The sequence below is a fragment of the Hirschia sp. genome (genome assembly GCF_058892565.1).
This window is the reverse complement of the sequence record NZ_JBZXVU010000009.1, coordinates 79941-102453: the sequence shown is the minus strand read 5'-3', so window position 1 is coordinate 102453 and position 22513 is coordinate 79941. Positions and strand designations below refer to the sequence as shown.

Sequence of the window (22513 nt, the reverse complement as noted above, 5' to 3'; positions counted from 1 at the left end):
CGTTCTTGTTCCAAGGGCGGTGCGTAATCGTTGTAGTTTTATCATCTTGTCAAATAGGTCGTTTATAAGAAAGGCAAGCTTTGTGTCTAAATCTTCGGAAAAGAAAAAATATCAGAGTTTTTCAGTGAAACGTTTAACTCCCTATATGGGGGCTGAACTGTCTGACATTGATTTGGAGCAAGCTATCGGGGACGAGGCTGCGGAAGAATTGCGTTCAGCATTGACCCAATATCAAGTGCTAGGGTTTCGTAATCAAGAAATTAGTCATGAAGCTCACAAGACTATGGGCAAAATATATGGACCATTAGCAATCCACTTTGCTGTTCCTGGAATTGAGGAGCATCCTGAAATTGTTGCTATTCATGCAGATGCAGATTCGAAATATGTAGCAGGCGAGAATTGGCATGCGGATTTAAGTGCGAGTGATGAACCTCCGCTCGGTTCCATTCTTTATCTGCACACCGTTCCAGAAACTGGAGGAGATACATGTTTTTGCAGCATGACTAAAGCGTATGATGCATTATCGGATAAGATGAAGGATTATCTAGATGGCTTATATGCTATGCATGATAGTAATCCTGTGTATCATCGCTTGTTTAAAGATTATGATAAGCGGTATCCAGCGACTATTCACCCAGTCATCGCGCGCCATCCACGAAGCGGTAAAAAATTCATATTCGTCAACTCCTCGAACACCACTTACATCGAAGGACTACCAAAAGAGGAGAGCGATGCAATTTTGAATTTTCTCTTTGATCATATCAAAAATCCCAATTTTCAAATGCGTTTTACTTGGGAGCCTCATTCAATCGTGATGTGGGATAATTTGGCTGTGCAACACTTAGCCGTTTGGGATTATTTTCCAAATGTTCGGTCTGGATTTCGTGTGACTGTTGCTGGTGAAAAATTGTCTGCTTAGTCGAATAACCCTTCATTGATGCAATTTGATCTTTTATGCTCGAAATGTTGTCTAAACACGTCTGTATCCATTTGATTTATTGCGCACAATCGCCTTTCTAGTAATGTTCTTTAACTTTATAAGCTGTTGCTTTTAAATAATTTTAAGAAATATTGTTAGGTCGAGAATGGTATGATTGTGATTATAGGAGCAGGTCAGGCAGGGATACAAACCGCAATATCTCTCAGGAAATATGGCTCAGAAACGGCAATTGTGTTGGTAGGTGAGGAAGCACATCCTCCCTATCAGCGCCCACCTTTATCAAAAGCCTACCTTAAAGGAGAAAGTGATTGCGAACGTCTGCACTTAAAGCCACTTTCTTGGTTTGAAACGAACAATATTTTATTGAAAATGAATAGCCATGTGCATGCTGTTGATTGCAAAATGCGCACGGTCATATTGTCGTCGGGTGAACAGATTGAGTATGAAAAACTTGTGTTCGCAACCGGATCAGACCCGCATGTCCTTGCCGTCGAAGGGAAAGATTTGAATGGGGTCATGTCTCTTCGTAAGATTTCAGATGTTGATGCTCTGCGTCCCTATATCAAACCAGGTGTAAAAATTGCCATTGTTGGTGCCGGATATATTGGGCTTGAGGCGGCAGCTGTTTGTTCTGGATATGGCATGGAAGTGAGTGTTTTTGAAGCTGCAGACCGGATACTCACACGCGTATCTGGAGTGGAAGTCGCAGAGTTTTTGACTCAATATCACACTAAGAATGGTGTGACATTTCATTTTGGTGCCAAAGTTGTGGGGTTTGAAGGTCGTGACGGGCATGTCTGTGGCATTCAGACCGAACATCATGGCGAGGTCTCTGTTGATATCGTGTTGATGGGGGTAGGAATACGACCTAATTCTGAAATCGCTGAGAGTGCCGGCATTGCTTGTAAAAATGGTATCCTAGTAGATGAAGATGCAAAGACTTCTGTCGATGGTGTCTGGGCGGCAGGAGATTGTGCAGCACGTCCAATTGCTCAATTGGGAGGCCACCATCGACTTGAGAGTGTTCATAACGCAATTGAGCAAGGGAATCTTACAGCAGCATCTATTATGCAATTGCCTCGCCCTCGGGTCGATGTTCCTTGGTTGTGGTCTGATCAAAATGATTTGAAATTGCAAACTGCTGGCTTGCTTGGGGGCTTTGATCAATCGATTATACGTGGCAATCTTTGTGATGAAAAATTTTCTGTTTGGTACTTCTTAGGAGATAAACTTCTGGCGGTAGACGCAATAAATTCCCCACCCGATTTTATGGTTGGAAAAAAGCTAATTCAATCTCAGAAAGTCATAGATAAGTGGAAGATATCTGACACAGGATTGAGCTTGAAAGAGTTGCTATAAACAATGCTGCTAGGGCAAGGAATATCATTTCGGTAGTAGCTATTAGTAAAGAAATTCACCATCTTTAAGTCTACAATTTTCTATTCAAGGGTGACTGAGATTTTCACTTCAAGGAATAGGCTGAATTAATAATTTTTAGCTTTTGATTTTATCTCACTTCATTATACAGTCGTTAGAAGTTCACCTCGAAAGTATCCTAGTGGAGAAAGTTCAGGGTTTGAATAGAGGCTCGTTATGTGACCGATGATTATGTCATGGTCCCCTGATTTAAATATATCTGCTATAGAGCATTCGAACCAAGCCAATGAGTCTTCGATAATTGGTGCACCAGATGCCATGATCCGGTGAGGGGTGGCTCCAAATGGGTTGTCGATTTTTGAAGCAAAATGACGCACAATATCCAGCTGATTTTTTGCTAAAATGTTGACACCAAATACCTTACTTTCTTTTATAAAACCCAGTGTTCGACTGTTGTGGTCCAAACTTACCATTAGAGTCGCAGGGGATGACGAAATGGAACTAAAGGCATTTACGGCAGCACCTGTTGGTAATCCGTCAGACTTTTGTGTTGTCACAACTGTTACCCCGCTCAAGAATGAGCCCATGGCAGTGCGAAATTCCATTGAAGTGTATGAAGCCATTTTATCCATTTAACGTTTGTCCAATGGGTTTGTTTCACCCCATAAAGCTGATTTTCTGGTAAGTTTATCTTCACTGGATATTTTCCCACACACAGCAATGGCTGTTAAGGCGTAGATGAGAGCACTCTTGGCCATATCTTCTGGAGTTGGTCTCCAGCGTGGCATACCTGTCGTTATCGATGGAATGCGATGCATGTTGAATAAATTGTGATCTCTCCACATGCTCGAATATATCGGGTCAGCTCTCTTAACTTGCTCGCCAAGTGTCAGTTTAGTGGCTTCATTTACAGCTCCCACCAATGGTGCAACTTCATCATCTTTTGCTTCTTGTCCAAGCCTTACGACAACGGGTTCTATTTCGAAATCAAGGTCGGATGTTGCGCGCAAGTGTAATTCTAGGCTTTGTAAGATTTCGCTTTGCTTTTGGTTCGGGGGAAGCCCAACCTCTAAATATAGCGAACATACTTCCGTACCAGCTCCAAATGCGTGAGGAACACCGGCGCGGATAGATGATATTTGTGTTTTGGGTAGGGCAGTTCCACCTTCACATTCGTACTTAGCGTTCTCTTCGTAATTCTTGCTCCAGTCCAAGAGTGGCTGAAGCACACCCGCTAGCTTGTAGATAGGGTTGGGGTGATCGCTGGCTTTTTCTGGGTGATTAATGGTCGGTGTGAATATGGCTTCACCAAAAAGTCGAATGCGATAAACGACATATCCGCATCCAACCCAAGTGAGTCCAAAGTCACAGCCTTCAGCTGCTATTGCATAATCAGGGGACACACCGCCATGGTGGAAGACATAGCTTGCGCCAATATCTTTCCCCATATACCCAACGCCTTCAGCTTCTTCTATGGGTTCGGGTCCAATTTCTCCAGGAGTCGCAACAATTTGAAGTTTACCTGCTAGCTCAATTCCACATTTTTTGAGCGCTTTGGTCGCAATTAAGAAGCAAGCCATTGGTCCTCTGTCATTGGATATTGGGTATCCATGAAATTTTCCATCTTCCAACCAACAATTGTTCCACTCAGGGTTTTCAAGTGACTCGGGTCTAAATTTGTAAGAGTCAAGTTGGGCATCCCACATCGGGCTTTCCGTATCCAGATGTGCCGCCATAAGTAGGTTTTTTCCTGTACCAAAGCCGCCATAAGTCGCAACCACATTTGGTCGCTCTGGGGTGGCACCTACTTTACGAGGCCGAAATCCTTCTTCTGTAAGCCAATCGTGAACAAAATTTGCAGCCTGAAGTTCTCCCATTGCTGGGCTAGGGATATTTCCCAGTTCAAGAGCTAATTTAGTCAATTCTTCGCTATCGATAGCTTGTTCAAGACGAATTTTGTCTTCTTCGCTTATCGCAAAAGGGGCTTCGATAATATTGCTAAATTCAGTGGGCATTTTTTGTGACTCTTGCCTAGGGGTGGTAAATTCGTTTTATGGGTCAGCTTTAGCTCAGCCATAGCCGTAACTCAGGCGGAATTTTATAATGTGCGGATTAAAATCCGACAAAGCGGGTATAGATGATAGCTCAATTTGTCAGATTTTATGGTTGCGCTAATCTTAACTTACTAATGCAGAATAGCGTTGGCGCAAGTGAGGCAGAATTTCGGTCCCTGTCATTTCTAGACCTTCTTCGTATTCTGGGTAAATCAACATGACACCATCAATTTCGCATTTTTCAACGAGTTCTTCAATTTTTTGTCGACAGGTCTCAGGAGAGCCTACAACGGTATGGTTTTGACTACATCCGGCTTTTTTCGCTGATTGCAAAAGATTGTCGCCTTGCAGCCCCCAGCTTTCCATCTGTTTCATGATGGCACCCATGTCTCGGCCTTCCTCATATTTTTGAAGACGTTTGAGAGCTTTTTCATCGGTGTCGTCATGGATGACGGTACACATCGAACACACTTTTATTGTGCGCTCGTTTTCATCAGCTATCTCACGTGCACGACGACTATAAGAGAGGCGTTGGTCCATGTCTCTTCCTGCAATGAAACAAGCATCAGCATGTTTTGTTGCGAAGTTTAAACCGCGGTCGGATTGACCTGCAGAGATAATGTCGGGGCGTGGTCTAGAGATTGGTTTAGGCGCATGTTCACAATCTTCCATTTTAAAGTATTTACCATCAAAATCGATGTGATCTTCACTCCATAATTTTTTAATGACTGTGATCCATTCGTCTGCAAGATCATAGCGTTCGTCATGGTTTACATCTTCGCGCCAAGCCCCCATCTGCTTGAATTCATCGATGTAGGCACCAGAAACAATATTCAAACCGGCACGGCCATTCGAAATGTGATCGAGCGTTGTTACCATTTTTGCGACGACAGCGGGATTGTGAAGAAGAGAATGCATTGTTGTCCAAACCTTCACATTCTCGGTTGCCTCTGCCAAACCTGCCATCATAGTCATGGATTCCATCGATACGCCCCAGTGGTTTGTTTCACCACCAAAACCTCGAAATTTTGACATAGACATTATGAAGTCTAGCCCAATTTTGTCCGCGAGTTGAGCAGCCTTTTTGTTTTGCTCATACAGGCCATTAAGTTCTGGCGTTGTGTTTGAAATGATCCAACCGCCATTGGCTATTGGAAGAAATACGCCAAACATTTTATCTGGAAGGGACATTGAACATTTCTCCGGATATCTAATTTATTAGTTGTTAGTCGCAGCAGTCTGAGCGTAAGGCTCGTTCTCTGGAAATTGTCTTTCTGAGGATGGTTTCAACACAGGTGGGCGCATGAAGAGCGTCATTATTCCTGTTGCTAAACTGAGTACAAATAGGATCAAGAATACTGGAACGAAACTGCCTGTTGTATCGCGAATAATACCGCCGACTAAAGGCCCGAACGCGGAAATCGCACCGCCAAGTAACATGGTTGAAAATAGTTCAAGATTGTATTTTCTGCCAAAGTAATTGAGCAACAAGATAGTGCAGCACAGTTGAACCGTTCCAAATCCAATGCCGGTACCTATCGCATACACAAAGAGGGAATGGTCCTCATGAAAGTTTGCAAGCAGTAATGTACCAATTGAGGTTGTTAATAGTGCTGCAGTAAGTAATTTTTTTGGCTCCATTCGGTCACCAAGGTATCCAGAAACGGCTCGCATTATGACTGCAACCGACGCTTCCAAACTTAGCATACCTGCTGCCATTCTGTTCGAGACGCCATTTTCCGTCAGATGTGCAACTGACAGGCTCGTAATTGTAATTAAGCACATTGTTATCAGAGCGTAACTTGCAAACAGAATGTAAAACTGAGGCGTCGCCATGGCCTGTTTTGGGGTCCAGTCTGTGTCTGTACGGTAGATCTTTCCAAAAAGATGCTTAGGGGGAGGCGGCAGTGGCGAAGGCTTATTTTTCTCTTCATCAAGTTCCGAGGCAGCGGGTTTTGAAAACTCACCTTGGAAGCCGATAATGATAGCAGTCGCGATACCAAGGATTAAGATAATTACACCTTGATACATCCAATATGAGCGCCAAGTTTCTCCTTCTACGCCCAAGGTAGTTAGCACCATCCAAGGACCTAAGACGTTTCCTAGAGCTCCCAGAGTAGCATATATCCCGATAGCTGTAGATGTATGTTTGAATACGCGCGTTATGACGAAAGTTGCAGGTATCATCGTCATTGATTGGTAGGCCACACCACACATTGCAGCGCCGGCATAATAGTGAAGCAAATTTGTCGTTTTGGATAATAGCAGGAAACCAAAGAACATTAGAATTGCACCAGCTCCAATAGTGGTTCTAACTCCAAATTTTCTAATCAAATATCTTGGCACCATCGATGAGCCGCCTGCGCAAGCGCCGAGAATGGTGAAGCCTAGACCTGCGGTTGACCAATTCCAGTGTAATTCCTGAACCATGCTAGGCAGGATGACGCCCAACGAACAAAAAGTTGCAGCGTTAATTAGAAGGTCGAGAGTGCCAAGCGCCCCAAGTTTACTGCCCGCACTCATGGAAATGCCGTTCGACATGTTGTCCATCCTGTAGGATCTTAGCGTGCCTAATCAGACCGCTTTCTGGTTTTTAACCTGACATGCTGACCAGAGAGGTTCTTGTTTCTCAGCGCACAAAATTTTATTTGTTTTGTGTCCAAGAGCACACGGCGGGATAAAGTTGTGATCGCAATGAAGGGGGGCTGTTCTCTTTCAGGTAGATCTGGGGATGGTGTAGCTATACGGCCTATTGCTTGAAAAGATGAAGGAGTTAGGCTTGGGGCACTTGAGGTTGCTCGGTTCGTTTATAGCAGTATAGCCTCAGTAATTTAGATGGCTGGATGTTGATAGCGATCTGATTTGTTGCCACTTTTTGCTATTGGAAAGAGTAATAAGTGCTTTGAGAACACCCAATATCAAGTTTTTGAACGCATTATATCAAGCAGTGATGGTCAATAGGCTTACATTTCATTGCATTGAAGTTTACCTATATCGCTCGCCAGCAAATGGAATTCCAATGATGAATGAGTTAGCCTCGGAGCTGCCACATATCGCATCGGACCAACTCAATGGTATGATTATACCGTCAAAGACTTGTCTTACAGTGGTAGATGTTCAAAAGGATTTTACCGCACCCGATGGGCTGGTTGCTCAATATGGGGCAGATATGACAACTGTCGAACCCACTATTAACCGTATCGAGAAATTGGTTGAAGCGGCAAGGAAAGTTGGTGTGACTGTTGTTCACATGAGAGTGGTGACGTCGCCGGAAACGGATTCAGAAGCGGTCAAAAAATTGTATGAGCGTCGTGGAATGCCCGGTGGTCAAGCAATTTGTCGCAAGGGTGAAGGGGACGTTTATTACCGCATTTTCCCAGAAATTGGAGATATCGAGATACCCAAACTTATGTTCAATGGCTTTCATGACACTGAACTTGAAGGCAAGCTTAGGAAACAGGGCATCGATACAATGTTATTTACTGGGTTTACAACTGATTGCTGCGTATTTTCGACAGCTAATGACGCATTCCATAGGAATTTCAATACATTTATTGTTTCAGACGCTTGCTCTGCTTATGAACCTGAACTTCATCTAAGTGCTCTTGAAATTATGCAGAAAAACTTCGCCTTATTAATCCGTACTGAGGATGTTCTCGCAAGTTGGAAAATATGAATTCTATAAAAGAAACATCTCAAACGGCGATGTCTGACCAAAGTTAAATGGACTTTACTGGGCTGAAATTCAAGCAAATTTCTAATATCAAGGCGTGACGAAATTTCTGTAGGTCATACATTTAAATGTTTATCTATTTGATTGTAAAAGCAATTGGCACGACAAAGGTTAAGTCGGTAGCGAGGAGCTTTTGAGGTGGTGCAGGGACGGGGGAGGCCTTCTGCAATAGGCTTAGGGTTGCCTTATCTAAAATAGAGAAACCGCAACTTTTTTCGATTCGCTTTTCTAGGATATTGCCCTGTTGGTCTATTTTGAACCAAACCTTCACGACACCCTCTTGATGGCGTGCACGCGCTTGGTGCGGGTATCTTTTGTGTTTGAGGAACCAAGCTTGAAGCAGTCCAGCATAGCTCGCTTGCTCTTTTTTAACGCCATTGGGAACTCCGAATTTTGGTGGTTTCGAAGCTTTGTTTGCAGTTGTGTTTCCTCCAGTTTTAACTGGCTGTGCCGTTGTCTTAGTGGAAGCCGAAATTGCTTGTGTCACTGTCGGTTCAGGTACAGCAGTCAGTGTACTTGCTACTATTGGCTCTGCGGGGGGGAGAATGGGAGCGGTAGTGGTTGGAACTTTCGTAGCCGGCTTGAGTGATGGTTTGGGTGGCGGTTGCGCTGGTGGAGGTGGTGGTGCAGGTGGTTCTTCAATTTGCTCTGGTTCAGTGGGCTCTTCGATCGCGCCTTCTAGAGAACCTAAAGGCATTAGCAGTATTTCATGCTCAACAACGGGTAATGCCGGCGACGCAGCACTTGGCGAAGAAGAAAACCCCAACAATGCAGCACTATGCGCAATAACTGCGCCTGCAAAAGCAACGCTCCAGATAATATGTTTCTGGTTCATGGTGCTTCCTTAACACGCGTGGTGAGTTTTACCTGTGATGACCCAGCCTGACGAAGCGTTTCCAATATGTCGATTACCTTCGTGGAATCAATGTTCTTGTCGGCCACGATCCGTACAGATTTTTCAGGATGGTTGGTGATTATGGCAGTTAACTTCGTTTTGAAAATGGTATCATCAAGCAAATCATCATCTAAAGCGAGTTGGCCATTTTCAGCGATGAAAATCGTTAAGTCTGAGTTTTTACTTTCAATTTCCGCAATGGAAGCGGGAGGATCAACTTCTACTGGCTCTACATCCTTGATAACACCTGCCACAAGGAAGAAAATTAATAGCAAGAAAACAATGTTGATTAGAGGCATAATGCGATCATCAATGCTCGCTGATTGTGCAGTATTCTGACTGGTGGAAAGTTTCATTGTGTAACCTCCACAGTTTGCAGTGCAATAGCTCGTCCTCCGGATGCCTTTAAGGCGTCCATGACTTCCACAGTCGCGGCCAATGGCACGCCTTCACCTATGGACAGATTAACAGGATCTCCAGAAGTAAGACGTGCATTCAGTAAGTCATGAATATCATCTAGCGTTAATAACTGTCCCTCAAATGTCAGCCCGTCCTTGTTCAGCTCAAGACGGATTACTTCGTCAGTCGTATCTGTCACTGATGAAATGGAGGGTGTTGCTAGGTCCATATTACGCCGTACCACGAATGTAGAGGTTAGCATGAAAAACAACAAAAGGATGAAGACAACGTCGATCAGTGGCGTCATCGAAATACGTGAACTGGATGGCTTGTTATTTAGCTGCGCGAATTTCATTGGAGATGTTCTCATTGCGGTGCGTCAGATCAGGTGTAAAGATACGAGTCACAGCGTCTTCAGTACGGTGTGCCGTATGTTGAATTGCGCGTTCAAACCAACTGGAAACTGCCACAACGGGTATTGCCACGATCAACCCGGCAGCAGTGGTCAAAAGGGCTGCCCAGATACCGCCAGATAGGATGGCTGGATCGACGTTGCGGCCCGCGGCTTCCATGGCGCGAAATGCTTGGATCATTCCCATGACGGTTCCCAATAGGCCGAGAAGAGGAGAAAGTGAGCCGATCAGGTCTAGAATGCTAATTTGTGATTTTAGTCCGTAAATGCCTAAACTTGCAACGCGTTCGACTTCTTCGCGGACGATTTCGTCGCTTGCATCTGGACGCATATTGCCACGAATAGCCGTTGCCACTGCTATGGAAGTAGGGTCTTTGGCTCCTTGAACAGCTGCCAGCGCTTCGGTTTTGTTTCCATCACGGTAAAGTTGAATTGCGCGTTCGATATGCTCTGTTTTTCCAATCCCCAGCAAAACAAATTGTATAAGCTTGTAGATGATTATTGTCAGCGCAATGATTGACAACACGATCAACAGCCATACGACGGGACCACCTGTGATCATTAGGTCGAGCGCACCGCCTGATTTGCTAGTGTCGGCTATAATTGCTTGTGTCGGTTCCATTTCTAATGGCCTTTCTCGACGGTATTTAAATGCAGATCAGACAGTAGCCCATCTGCGCACGAGATTGTGGTAGACGCCCGTGAGCTGGACGATCGAAGGATGGTCAGGATTGCTTGCGGTTAATGCTTGGATAGACCTATCCATATCAAATAAAAGAGTTCGCTGGCCATCATCACGTACCATGCTTTGGAGCCAGAAGAATGAGGCAACCCTTACGCCACGGGTGACTGGTGTGACACGGTGCAGGCTCGTGGAAGGGTACAAAATCATATCGCCTGCATCCAGCTTAATGGAATGCGATCCGTAAGTGTCATCTATTATCAACTCACCACCATCATAACTATCAGGTTCAGCTAAGAACAGGGTGGCGGAAAGGTCTGTGCGAATTCGAAAATCACTATTTGGAAGAGGGCGGATTGAGTTGTCGACATGATTGCCAAAATTCTGGCCGCCCGCATAACGATTAAACAAAGGCGGATAGACCTTATGTGGTAACGCTGCGGATATGAAGAGTGGGTTGGTCTGGAGTGCGTCCAGAATGATATTACCTGCTTGCTGGGCTTGCAAAGTGTCACCAGCCAATTGTTCATTCTGCTTTGCCAGTGCAGCTTGACTTCCAGAGGTTACATTCCCATCAACCCAGTTTGCGCCATCGATGAGATGGCGCATTTCGGAGACTTGCGTTTTGGATAAAACGTCCGGTATTCGAACCAGCATTTACATTGTACTCGTCAGTAAAAGATCAGGACCACAGTGTCTAAACGGTGGTCCTGAACTAAGGATCAGTATTTAAATTTCAGACTTGCGATAACAGTTCGTCCGGCCGCGACTGTTGCCATGTGTGTGGAATAGACACGTTCGAAATAACGTTCGTCGAACACGTTATTCATATTGAGCTGAAAGGCAATATTGTCTGTGAAATCGTAGGATGCCATTGCATCGAAACGCCAGTAATCATCCACACTTTTTGTGTTTGCTGTATTACCGAAACGTTCAGACATATAGCTTGCGCCGCCACCAATCTGAGCTTTTTCAAACAGGTCGTAAGTCGTCCAAATTGTGAAGCTGTGTTCAGGTGTGTTTGGCATCTTGTTACCAACTTGGTCGGTATTAACCGGGCCGGCATCAATGATTTCTGAATTCAGATAGCTGTATCCTGAAAATATACCCCAGTTGGATGTAATGTTACCTGAAGCGCTTAGTTCGATACCATCCACACGCTGTTCACCAATAGCTTGTTGGGGAGCACCGCGGCCTGCAGCAGTTGCCACGTGGCCGTCTAGTATCTCATTACGGAAGATGGCGGCGTTTAGTGCTATATCACCTGAGCCGGGTTCCCATTTTACACCGATTTCGTAATTGCGGTTTTGCTCAGGTTTTAGGTCCTGATTTGTCGTTGAGATATTGTCGCCACCATCACCAATTGTCACACCTGATGGCGTGGCAGCTGTGGCGAAGGATGCATATACGCTTGTGTTATTAGCAGGCTTGTAAACAACACCAGCTTGATAGCTTATGATGGTTTCGGAATTTGATAGATCAGTCGAAGTTTCTGTTTCGAAGTCATCCATTCTTACGCCAAGGTTCACGACCCATTTGTCTGAGACAGTGATGGAGTCAAAGATATAAGCTCCAATTGTGTCGGCAGTTGTGTTGGTCGGGGTGCCAAGTGTATATGTTCCAGCCCATGGGTCGTTTGGGTTAGGTGCGTAAAGATCGGTACAATTATACCCGCTTGCTTCACCTGCACCAAACTGATCACAACCACCTCGAGGAATGCTTACACCGCCGGGAGCTGTTGTATCAACTGAATAGGTCGCTCTGTCGGTTTCTTCACTGGTGAATTCAATACCAGTAGACAGGCTGTGAGAAAGAGAACCTGTGTCAAACCAAGCTTGTAGATCAGTTTGGTTCGTGAAGGTGTCTGTGGTTGAGTTGGTTGATTTTGGGCTTCGGTAGACTAGTCCATTTACGACATTGCCTTGAGAATCGTCTGGGTTGCTGGCTATGTATGCAAGGCTAGACGTCATAACCCGCGTAATATTGCGCAGGCGTAGATTGTCATTCAGGTCATGGCTGATTTCTAGCTGTCCTGAGTCAAGTTCCGTCTCGTGAAAGTCACGGTTTAATAGCCCATAGAAATTGTCTAGGTTGATGCCTTCTACGGGGTTGCCTGTCGTGGTATCGAGTGGAACACCATAATCGATGATGCCGTCAGACTCGTAATGAGAGTAGCTTGCTGTTACTTTTGTAGGACCATTGAAGCCCCATGCAATGGACGGTGCTATTCCCCAACGGTCGTCATAAACGCCATCACGTCCAGCAATTTCTGAGTCATGTCCCAACAGGTTCAGCCGTACAGCTAGGTTGTCAGTCAATGCCTTATTCACGTCGACTGTGCCACGCAAATAATCGGCATTTCCGGCACCAATAGAACCTGCTATGAAGTCTTCAGCTTTAGGCGTTTTTGTGACCAGGTTTAAGCTACCCCCAGCTGCACCGCGACCAGCGAGCGGTCCGCTGGCACCGCGCACAACTTCAATCTGTTCGAGATTGAAAGTATCACGCGACTGTGAGCTTGAATCGCGTAGACCGTCGACGAGAATACCGGCTGTCGATTCAGCACCGCGAATAAATGGGCGGTCAGCCAATGGCGCTCCACCTTCACCCATTGCCATGGTAATGCCAGGAACTGTGCGTAGTGCGTCTGCTAGCGATGTTGCACCAGTTTCTTGTAAAATTTCTTCTGTCACCACAGTAACAGAGCGGGGCGTATCAATTAGCGGCGCTGTGTATTTGGGAGATTCAGGTTCAGCCCTGTATTCAGATGCGGTCGTGTCAATCGCGACTTCGCCAACTTCTACGGGTTCTGATTGAGCCGGTGGCTGAGTTTGAGCCTGAGCGGTCAATGGAATCATCACCAGCCCAAGAGTTGTTGTCGCCAATAGCGTATTGAAATTTCTAATGCCGTTATTGGCTGCCTTGCTTTGCATAGTCCCGTCCTTTAAAACACTGTGTGTAAATGCGAACTAATTGCAAGATAGGTTTTTATCAAGTGCTTTTGCGAATTATTCTTAATTTGTGTGGGTTTTGTGTTGAGAAGGACACAATTAGATTCGGTTAAGACAAAGCCAATTGGTCTATGTTTTAGGAATGGGGCTGTTGATTAGCTAACGAAAATTTGCTGCCATTCTTTCAGATTAGTGTCGTAATTTTGTTTGAAATTTGTGCGTGGAGTGTCGTGCCTCTCCAGCTTTTAAGTGATTTCAAGTATAACGGTTTCAGGCGTTATTTAGTGGTAGAAGCAGGCCTTATGGCTCCAACCTAGCTAATCTAGGTTGGAGGTTTTTTGTAATCTCTAAGTTAGAATTGTTGCTTATTCAGCTACTGGATCATCAACGGCGACGTCAGTCACTATCTTCCATTCACCATTCACTTTGCGCCAGACCGTGACGTAATTTCCAGCTGTTGTTGAATCGTCGATGGAGAAGGTGCCCCAAGTTATGCCGAGGTCGCCGCTGGCAGCAGCCATGGCACCGATTGGGCCCCAGTGAACAGGGGAAGGTGCAGTATCCAGCTGGCGCTCTGCCATGATAGATGCTTCATCTGTTAGGAAGCCTTCACCAGCTTCGATCATGAAGGCTGTTTCAAAATCGATAAATGCTTCAGAAGCGGATTTGTATCCATTTTGTAGATTGTGCGCATCATAGGCTTTGTCTGCTGCGATAAGTGATTGCTCAATACTCGCGGGAGATTGGTTCGTCACACTCGCACATCCAGCGAGTCCAGCAAGGATGGCTGTACAGGCTAAATAACGACAAGATTTGGCAAATTTAATCATTTTGAGGCTCCACTGAAAACGACATGGTAGAATTGAAAACTCGCTTGCCGAAGATGTGTTCAGGAGCTTATCTGGTGCGGTTAATGCACCATTGCGCATCAATTTGATGTCTATATCGCGTCTGGTTTTGTGTGAGAGCAATATTGCAACTTGTATCCAAGACTGACGGAGAAATTGCGATGTTGAAATGGGTTATGAAGGCGCATAGATGGATGAGCCTAATATTCGCAGGGTTTTGGCTCCTTCAAGCGGTTACGGGTACGCTGATTAGTTTTCGAGGCAATATTGATGACTTTGCCTTGGGAGCAGAGGTAACTTCTATTATTCCTGAAAAATTAGGTGCAAGGATTGATGCCTTGCAAAGTGATGGTGCCACTGTTTGGTCAATGTGGTCATCGGGTGGGGTACAAGGTCAATTTGATATTTATTACACCAAAGATGACACTGACTATACGCTGCGTGTGAATGGAGAAGGCGAGGATTTAAGGCATCGCCCAGACTCAAACCTTTATTCAGATGGTGCTTTGTTTGAGACGCTCACACAATTTCACAAAAACATGTTTCTTGGCGCGCTTGGGTATATTATTTTCTCGGTTTCAGCAGTGCTGTTGATTACGAATATTGTGTTTGGATTCGTGTATGGTTGGAAACATCGCAAAAAGCTCAATCATCTGGCTAAGGTTGGGAAAGCTGGAAGCGTGGCTAAATTAAAGGGCCTACACTGGGAAATTGGTTTATGGGGTGCACCATTGGCTATCGTATTGGTTACTTTTGGGTTTCTCTTGTCAAATTCAGATGTGGTTGATTCTTGGGTGGCAGCTGATTTACCAGAGACTACTGTCGCTCAATCTTCGGAAGGTCGCACTATCAACTCAGGGGAAGCTCTTGAGGTTGTTAGTTCTCTCTATGACCTTGAGACGCTCTCAGCCTTTAAACCAAAAAATGCGCATCGGGACTATTTCGAAGTTCGTGTAAAAGCGCCCAGTGAAATGCCGCGTTTATATGGTGCATCCACAGTGCGTATAGGCGGCGATGGTCAAGTGCTACTCAATAAAAACGCATCGAAAGCGGGAGCCGGACAGCAGTTCGCCAATGCATTATATCCAGCGCACACAGGTCAGATTCTTGGGCTTCCTGGCCGTGTCCTAAATTTTATGGTTGGAATTTGGTTGCTCGTAATGATGTTTCTTGGGCTATCTTCTTGGTTTAAACGAAAAGCAAATTAAACCAAGAAGATAACGAATTTTACGGACAGGCGAATTTATTAGAAGTTGATGATGAAGTTAAACCTTACTCGGTCTTGCCAATCGGTATCTTCGCCTGTTTTTAAGTACAGTTCATTTAAGCGGCGATAATGGTAGACTGATGCGCTCAATTGCATCATTTTATCGAGCTGGTAAGCGAACGAAAGTTTGTGCGCTTCGTAATTTGTGCCGTATCTGAAATTATCATTTGAGAAGGCAGAAAACACAGCGTCGACTTCGGCTTGTCCGTACCCATAGCCGAATTTCATATCCTTGGGCGCGGATGTTTTCCCTACGCTTAAATCGACCCCATAGGCTGTATCATCATCGACTGCAGATCCAAAATTTTGAACAATATTTGCGTTTAAATTAATGGGCCAGTTCTCGTTGGGGCCGATCCATTTAAAGGATGCGAGAACGTCCAAAATATCAAAGTCGGATAGATATTGTCCGTCGACATCTAGAAGATTGTCACGGGTATCTCCCGAGTTTGCGCCTTCCATGCTTTCAATTTCGTAGTCGTAATATGCTGCATTTAAGCCAAATGCGTAATTGGATGCGAGCTTTGCTTCATAACTAAGCTGACCACCAATCATTGATGAGTCTTCGCCGGTGGCATTCTCGTCAATTAGAAACAAAAGGCTTGAAAATGATAGTTTTTGGGCTTCGCTTTCCAAAAGATCAGATTGCAGGGAGAGACCGGTTGGATACACATCTCCATCCCACACAAGGTCGGTCTTCTTAAAAGGCATTGGAATTTTACCAGCCCTGAAAGTCGCAAGGTCAGTTGAGTATTCAATAAATGCTTGGCTTAAGCTTATTTGTAGGTCGTCCGCAAATTCGTCTACAGTCAGATACCCAGAGTTTGGATCATCAGGGTCACCAGTTTCGAGCATCGCACCAAGTTTGATCGCATCTGAAACTTGATAATCACCCCTTAATCGTGCCCGCATTACGGCGCGCTCTCTATCGATTTTATTGGGCGAATTATAATTGCCTTCAAACCGTGTAAAGAAGTCTCCGCTGACTAAAAGTTTAGGCGTTTGATCCTGCTGCAATGTTTCTTGGGAAGTGTTCTTTTGGGCTGGTAGAGTGTCGAGTTGGGTATCTTGTCGAGTGGTGTTTTGTATCAAAGCTTCTAAGTTTGAAATACGTGACTGCGTTTCTGCCTGAATGGATTTTAAGTGTTCAATCTCGGCAAGGACTGATTGCAGCTCAGACGGGGTAACGTTGTTTTGTGCTTGAGCAGACATTGGAAGAATACTGAGTAAGCCTAGCAGTGTTGCAAATTTATACGTCATTCTCTTACTCCAACTATACGTGTTTAACTCATGTCGAACGCAAGTTGATAGGAGACTATCCGGTGCAGGTTCAAGTCTGTTGAATACAACCTAAAAGCATACTTTTTTGCCGTGTGGTTCAAAATATTTGGTTGCTGAATATAGTTTAAATTATTGTTTTATATCAATAATATTTTGTTTATGTGTCGCTGCTGGGAAATGAATTTTCGTTGCAGATGGTGCAAAGCTCACATGTGCCAAGGATAGATTTGTCACCATCAATTTTGAAGAAAATAGATAAGGCTTGGCGCTATAAATTATAATGGTGTGTATAACTCACCACAGCTTGCTCGATACGCAACTTATGTGTGAGTTGGTACGCTGATTAGCATATAAAATGTCTTGCTGCGTCATATATTGGCGCACCGTATAAAAGCGCACAATAAACGCAAAATCATGAATGATGATACGGGGGAGGGTGAGATACAAAACTAATTGTGCTGTATCGCTGTGGAGGATTTGATGTTTTTACGGTTTATTGTGATATTTGTTGCGTGGGCTTCAGCTTGCACAGCATATGCGGAGCAAACACCCAAGAATGTTAGTTTTGAGCTAGAAGAAGGAAGCTGGATGAGTCTGGATATTAGTCCGGACGGAAAGTGGATTGCGTTTGACTTGCTCAATGACATTTACATCATGTCAGCGGAAGGCGGAGAAGCAAAAGCTATCCTATCTGGCCCAGCTACTCAGAAAAGCCCTCAATTTAGCAGTGACGGCAAAACGCTAGCTTACATTAGTGACGCTTCAGGTCATGATAATATTTGGACAGCTAGCGTTAAGGGCCAAAAACGCAAGCAGATCAGTTTTGAGGAGCGTGATATTATATCATCTCCTGCTTGGTCGCCATCTGATGAGGCGATAATTGCTGTTGTGCGGGAGCCGGAAGCTAGCAAGGTCTATACCTCGACTATTCGGGAATATTATGTTGATGGCAGCGAACCAAAACATATGGTTGATGCACCGGGCGGTCGCCGCGATGTGCAAGAGCCGCGTTACTCACCAGATGGCGAATACCTCTACTACACGCAGCGCGTGGGAGGGGATCATTACGTTTATGTGAACACAGGGCTGAAAAACTTCAACGTTATGCGAGCGCCATTGAAAATTGATATGGAAAAGCTCAAGTCCAAAGGGCATTATGATGCGGGTCGTGAAAACGATGGAAAAGGTAAGAAACGCAAGCTTCACCATAAGCGCAAGCCCGGGCATTTAGCGCGTCCATACATATCTGGCTTTGGTAGCGCGACGACAGCAGAAGTGTCGCCGGATGGACAGAAAATCGCTTTTATTCGTCGTCACAAAGCTCAGACAGTCCTGTTCACATTCGACACTGAAACGCGTCGTCAGACACCGGTCTATTCTGAGTTAAGCCGCGACCTGCAAAGTGATTACCTGCCGCAAGAGCATTACTATCCTTCCTATGCTTGGTTTCCTGATAACCGCCATGTTGCAATCTGGTCCAAAGGAAAAATTTTGCGCATAGACATGGAGAATGGTGATGCTTCAACAATTCCTTTTAAGCTGACATCCAAACATGAAATTCAACCACCAATCCGTGTTCAGCAAGATCTTGCGCCGGAAACTGTCGATGTGAAGACGATACGCAATCCAGTTTGGATTGCAGACGATAAAATTGTGGTTTTCAGAGCGCTTAGTAAGCTTTGGCAAAAAGACCTGACCAATGACACGCCAATCACTGCTTTTACAGGCGAGGACAAAAGCGAGTTTGAACCCGCGCTTTCATTCGACAGTGATGAGTTGGTATATGTTTCATGGGATGACGAAACGGGAAGCGAGCTACGTTATCGCGATCTGAAAACCGGACAAGAGACAGTGCTTGTGTCCACGCCAGGCACTATTCGCGACCCCGTATTTTCACATTCGGGAAAATTGCTTGCTTATCGCATAATGCCAGCTGACCCTTCCATGAGTGCTCCGGGACCAGAAGCAGGCATCTATACCTATACATTTGAAACTGAAGAGATTGATTTCGTCGAAGAAGCTGACAAGCTGCTGCAATTCTCAAAAGATGACAGTAAGCTATATTATATTGGCGCTGGGCGCGGCCGCGACAAGAAAGAAGGATTGTTCAGCGTTTCGCTCAATGGTGAAAACCAAGAGGAACACGCTTACACTACCAGCTATAATGTGCGCGATTTAGACATTAGCCCAGATGAAAAATGGCTGGCTTTTAAAGACAATAATGACCTTTTTATTGCGCCATTTAAAAAGTCAGATGAAGCTTGGGAAGTTTCAGAAATAGATACTGATAATGCGAAAATGATTGCGCCACTTGGTGGATATGATTTGAGCTGGAGCAATGATGGCTCAACACTACGTTGGACTTTTGGGCCAACAATTTGTGAAATCAACTTGCCAGCCAAAGCAGAAGCCACATGTGATCTTGATCTTGGCTTTAGCGTTGAGGCACCTGAGGAAAAAGGATTGTTCGCTTTTGTCGGTGGTCGTGTCATCCCAATTGAAGGGGATGTCATAGAAAATGGTGTGGTCGTCGTTGAAGGCAATAAAATCAAGCTATTTGGCCGCCAAGAGGATGTTGCAATTCCAGACGGAGCACAGATTGTAGACATCACTGGCAAAACGATTATGCCGGGCTTTTTGGACGCGCATGGCCACATAGATTGTTGTTATGGCGTAGATGTTATGCCGCAAAAGCATGCTGGGCGCTATGCAGCTTTGGCTTATGGGGTAACAACGAATTTTGACCCATATTCCAATGATCAGCTTAGCTATGAAGCCGGTGAAATGACTGCTGCAGGACAGCTTGTGGGGCCGCGTTGGTTCTCATCAGCTCAAGTTATCCACGGTGTCGAAGGACGCTGGGGCGGTGTCTATCACGAGTTTAATTCGTTGGATGAAGCACGAGACATCATGACTTTGCGAAAAGCCATGGGGCCATCTGTACTAAAAACCTACAAATTTCCATCGCGCCAGAAACGTCAGTGGTTGGTTAAAGCAGCACGTGAAGCTGGGTATATGGTGGATGCTGAGGGAGCAGGGCAGTTTTATACGAATATAAGTATGCTGCTGGATGGTCATACAAACCTTGAACACAATTTGCCGGTGGATACCTATTATAAGGATTTGCAAGAGCTGTTTAAGGCTTCTGAAGTTTCAGCAACACCAACTTTGATCGTTGTTTTTGGGGCTTTGTTTGGAGAAAACTACATCTACCAGAATTTTGAGTTTGATGATGAAGTTAAAATCAAGAACTTTGTGCCGGATGTGAATAATTCTTACAATCCTATTACGGGAGCAGGTGGCGCGCCACTGCATGTAAGATGTATGCACAGCATTAAAGCGAGTGACACTGTTTATGATGTTGGGTTCCGATCAGTCGCGAGAACATATGCAGAGTTGGATCGCCAAGGTGTGCCAGTGAATGTTGGTTCTCATGGTCAGGTTTCTGGGCTGGCTATCCACTGGGAAATGATCCTGATGGCGCAGGGCGGCATGACGCCAGAGAGAATTCTGCGTGCGGCGACAATAAATGGTGCTCGCTCCTTTGGATTGGATCATCAGCTTGGTTCTATCAAAGAAGGCAAGCTCGCTGATTTAATTGTTCTTGATGAAAACCCTCTGGAAAACATTGAAAACACAAATTCTGTTTCGATGACGATGATTAATGGTCGACTATTTGATGCAGAAACGATGCAGGAGATCGGTCCTGACGCGAAGCCGCGTTCCAAGTTTTACTGGGAATTGCAAGACACCAATGGAATCGACTGGAACCCTGCATGGGGTGGAGAATAATCATGAGAAAACTACTTATTGCATCGACATCAATTGTCTTGATCTCTGCGTGTGAAGTTAAAACAGAGCAACCTACTGAAACGGTGGAAATGCAAGCAGTTGCGCCGATTGAAATGGCGCAAGGTGATTGCGAATTATGTCCAGATATGTCGGTTGTACAGCCGGCATCCTTCGAGATGGGGGATTGGAAAGATCGCGGCTATGGCATGGTTGAAGGTCCGAAACACACGGTGAGTTTTACCAATGCTTTTGAAATAGCAAAACATGAGGTGACAATCGCCCAGTTCCGCGCATTCATAGAAGATTCCGGTTATGTGTCTGAGAAAAAGTGTATGATATACACTGACACTGAGAGTTGGCATGTCAGCGAGAGCCGCAACTGGCAAAATCCGGGTTTTCCACAAGAAGCAGATCATCCTGTTGTGTGCGTCAGCTGGGAAGATACGCAAGCATATATTGGGTGGCTCAATGAAAAGACAGGACAAACCTACCGTCTGACTTCCGAAGCAGAATGGGAATATTTAGCTGCGCATGGCGGGATCGAGGAAGAGAACGGTGAAGTTACCCATAATGTCGCTAATATAGGACAGTCGGAATGCTGTGGCGGTAAAGTAGAGGGTGCTGATCAGTGGCAATACACTGCTCCAGTGGGCTCGTTTTCAAATGATGTTTTCGGTATTTACGATATCCGAGGAAATGCATGGGAATGGCAAGCGGATTGTTTTGCTGAGAGCTATGATGGTGCGCCAGCTGATGGCAGTATCCGTAGTGGATGTGAGAATACTGTGGAACGTGTGGTACGCGGCGGCGGATATGCTGATGGCGGTGAATATATGGACCCGCACTTCCGGCTGCCGGGAAAGCTTGCCAATGGATATTTTACGGTCGGTTTCCGAGTCGCGCGTGATTTGAACTAGTTTATCTCACCTAATTCTAAAGAATGTACATTTAAAGGAATAAGCATATGAAGCGGTTTTTTACGGCTGCACTTGGTGTGTCTTGTCTTGCGCTAACTGCATGTAATGACGAGGTGAAAGCACCTGTGGAAGTTGCGCAGAAAGAAACGACTAGCATCAATGTCTGTGTGGAAGAAAGCGAAGAATTTACCTGTGATAAGATAGGTAGTTCGGGACTTCAATCTGCGCTCGTTGAGGCGGAAAGTGGTTCAATGATTTTGGTGCATCCAGGAGATTATATAGCATCTTCATTTTCAGATACGCCATTTCAAGACATTGAAGTGCGTGCGTTTTTGAAAGCTGAAGATAAAGCTTTGACGATTGTGTTTGAAGACGGGGCCGTCATTAAGCCAAATGATGAATTTGCGTCTAGCGCGATGGTGGCTGTAAACGCAGATCTGACTATTGATGGTTTGACAATAGAAGGTTTTCGCTATGGTGAAGCCGAAGATGACTATTATGATGGTCACGGGCTGTTTGTTATCGGCGGTGAAGTGAATTTACAGAATGCTTCTATGCTAGATATTGAAAAAATGTCGCTGACTGGCCGTAATGATGCAGTTTTGAATGTTCAAAATCTCTCCATCTCAGACTCTCACATGGGAGTTTGGCTTGAAGAAGAAGCACGTATGGTGATGTCAGACAGTAAGATTGTGGGTATTGAATCCGCAGGGATTGCTGCATACGACACAAGTGTTGTGACGGTAACTGACAGCCTTTTTGAACGCGCTGAGGATGATGCTCTTTACACGGAAAATGAAGCTAAGATCACGGCCAGCAATGTTGTTTTACGCCAAAACTCCCCTTATGCAGCGCGTGCTGCTGATGCGAGTTCTATCATTCTTTCAGAAGTGAAGTTTGAAGATAACGAAGCTGATACTGGTGAGGAAGGTGAGGGCACCGTTCAAGTGAATTGAACGGTGCGT

The 22513-nt window shown here is 45.0% G+C and carries 19 protein-coding genes; 7 read left to right on the top strand and 12 right to left on the bottom strand.

Going from position 1 to position 22513, the window contains the following annotated elements:
* The first annotated feature begins 82 nt into the window (after positions 1 to 82).
* Positions 83 to 919 (top strand): TauD/TfdA dioxygenase family protein, encoded by an 837-nt coding sequence (locus AC5EF3_RS04280; RefSeq protein WP_015828367.1) that lies wholly within the window; start codon positions 83 to 85, stop codon positions 917 to 919.
* A 171-nt stretch (positions 920 to 1090) separates the two neighbouring features.
* Positions 1091 to 2299, top strand: coding sequence for an NAD(P)/FAD-dependent oxidoreductase (locus tag AC5EF3_RS04275; RefSeq protein ID WP_493547157.1), 1209 nt, complete (start codon positions 1091 to 1093; stop codon positions 2297 to 2299).
* A gap of 161 nt (positions 2300 to 2460) precedes the next feature.
* On the opposite strand, the gene AC5EF3_RS04270 is transcribed toward AC5EF3_RS04275, so the two are convergent.
* From AC5EF3_RS04270 to AC5EF3_RS04255, 4 genes are all read right to left on the bottom strand, one after another.
* Complete coding sequence (locus tag AC5EF3_RS04270; protein WP_493547156.1) at positions 2461 to 2949, bottom strand: flavin reductase family protein; 489 nt, start codon at positions 2947 to 2949, stop codon at positions 2461 to 2463.
* Positions 2950 to 4332, bottom strand: a complete 1383-nt coding sequence (locus AC5EF3_RS04265; RefSeq protein WP_015828364.1) for a zinc-binding metallopeptidase family protein — start codon at positions 4330 to 4332, stop codon at positions 2950 to 2952.
* A gap of 162 nt (positions 4333 to 4494) precedes the next feature.
* Positions 4495 to 5562: an LLM class flavin-dependent oxidoreductase gene (locus tag AC5EF3_RS04260; protein WP_493547155.1), complete on the bottom strand. Its 1068-nt coding sequence runs from the start codon at positions 5560 to 5562 to the stop codon at positions 4495 to 4497.
* A 27-nt stretch (positions 5563 to 5589) separates the two neighbouring features.
* Positions 5590 to 6912 (bottom strand): MFS transporter, encoded by a 1323-nt coding sequence (locus AC5EF3_RS04255; RefSeq protein ID WP_493547154.1) that lies wholly within the window; start codon positions 6910 to 6912, stop codon positions 5590 to 5592.
* A gap of 478 nt (positions 6913 to 7390) precedes the next feature.
* Between AC5EF3_RS04255 and AC5EF3_RS04250 the strand changes: the two genes are divergently transcribed.
* The gene (locus AC5EF3_RS04250; RefSeq protein WP_493547153.1) at positions 7391 to 8047 is read left to right on the top strand and encodes a cysteine hydrolase family protein; all 657 of its coding nucleotides are present in this window, start codon (positions 7391 to 7393) and stop codon (positions 8045 to 8047) included.
* Between the two features lie 133 nt (positions 8048 to 8180).
* On the opposite strand, the gene AC5EF3_RS04245 is transcribed toward AC5EF3_RS04250, so the two are convergent.
* The 7 genes from AC5EF3_RS04245 to AC5EF3_RS04215 all read right to left on the bottom strand — a co-directional run bounded on the left by AC5EF3_RS04245 (position 8181) and on the right by AC5EF3_RS04215 (position 14273).
* Positions 8181 to 8939 carry an energy transducer TonB gene (locus tag AC5EF3_RS04245; RefSeq protein WP_493547152.1) on the bottom strand — a complete coding sequence of 253 codons (759 nt, stop codon included), beginning with the start codon at positions 8937 to 8939 and terminating at the stop codon, positions 8181 to 8183.
* On the bottom strand, positions 8936 to 9355 hold the full coding sequence (locus tag AC5EF3_RS04240) for an ExbD/TolR family protein (protein WP_493547151.1): 420 nt from the start codon (positions 9353 to 9355) through the stop codon (positions 8936 to 8938). The genes AC5EF3_RS04245 and AC5EF3_RS04240 overlap by 4 nt, the downstream gene beginning before the upstream one ends.
* Entirely contained in the window at positions 9352 to 9753 is a 402-nt protein-coding gene (locus AC5EF3_RS04235) for an ExbD/TolR family protein (RefSeq protein ID WP_493547150.1), read from the bottom strand. Before AC5EF3_RS04235 ends, AC5EF3_RS04240 begins: the two co-directional genes overlap by 4 nt.
* A complete protein-coding gene (locus tag AC5EF3_RS04230) occupies positions 9731 to 10432 on the bottom strand; it encodes a MotA/TolQ/ExbB proton channel family protein (RefSeq protein ID WP_015828357.1) in 702 nt (233 codons plus the stop codon). Before AC5EF3_RS04230 ends, AC5EF3_RS04235 begins: the two co-directional genes overlap by 23 nt.
* Before the next feature lie 36 nt (positions 10433 to 10468).
* Positions 10469 to 11149, bottom strand: coding sequence for a Fe2+-dependent dioxygenase (locus AC5EF3_RS04225; RefSeq protein ID WP_015828356.1), 681 nt, complete (start codon positions 11147 to 11149; stop codon positions 10469 to 10471).
* 65 nt (positions 11150 to 11214) lie between these two features.
* On the bottom strand, positions 11215 to 13425 hold the full coding sequence (locus AC5EF3_RS04220) for a TonB-dependent receptor (RefSeq protein ID WP_493547149.1): 2211 nt from the start codon (positions 13423 to 13425) through the stop codon (positions 11215 to 11217).
* A 383-nt stretch (positions 13426 to 13808) separates the two neighbouring features.
* Positions 13809 to 14273: a Cif family virulence factor gene (locus AC5EF3_RS04215; RefSeq protein ID WP_015828354.1), complete on the bottom strand. Its 465-nt coding sequence runs from the start codon at positions 14271 to 14273 to the stop codon at positions 13809 to 13811.
* 179 nt (positions 14274 to 14452) lie between these two features.
* On the opposite strand from AC5EF3_RS04215, the gene AC5EF3_RS04210 reads away from it, so the two are divergent.
* On the top strand, positions 14453 to 15499 hold the full coding sequence (locus AC5EF3_RS04210; protein ID WP_493547148.1) for a PepSY-associated TM helix domain-containing protein: 1047 nt from the start codon (positions 14453 to 14455) through the stop codon (positions 15497 to 15499).
* Between the two features lie 38 nt (positions 15500 to 15537).
* On the opposite strand, the gene AC5EF3_RS04205 is transcribed toward AC5EF3_RS04210, so the two are convergent.
* A complete protein-coding gene (locus AC5EF3_RS04205) occupies positions 15538 to 16818 on the bottom strand; it encodes a putative porin (RefSeq protein WP_493547147.1) in 1281 nt (426 codons plus the stop codon).
* A 501-nt stretch (positions 16819 to 17319) separates the two neighbouring features.
* Between AC5EF3_RS04205 and AC5EF3_RS04200 the strand changes: the two genes are divergently transcribed.
* Genes AC5EF3_RS04200 through AC5EF3_RS04190 form a run of 3 tightly spaced genes read left to right on the top strand, consistent with a single transcriptional unit; the run spans position 17320 to position 22504 of the window.
* A complete protein-coding gene (locus AC5EF3_RS04200) occupies positions 17320 to 20631 on the top strand; it encodes an amidohydrolase family protein (protein WP_493547146.1) in 3312 nt (1103 codons plus the stop codon).
* Between the two features lie 2 nt (positions 20632 to 20633).
* Positions 20634 to 21548, top strand: coding sequence for a formylglycine-generating enzyme family protein (locus AC5EF3_RS04195; RefSeq protein WP_493547145.1), 915 nt, complete (start codon positions 20634 to 20636; stop codon positions 21546 to 21548).
* Between the two features lie 47 nt (positions 21549 to 21595).
* Positions 21596 to 22504, top strand: coding sequence for a right-handed parallel beta-helix repeat-containing protein (locus AC5EF3_RS04190; RefSeq protein WP_493547144.1), 909 nt, complete (start codon positions 21596 to 21598; stop codon positions 22502 to 22504).
* The last annotated feature ends 9 nt before the right edge of the window (positions 22505 to 22513 follow it).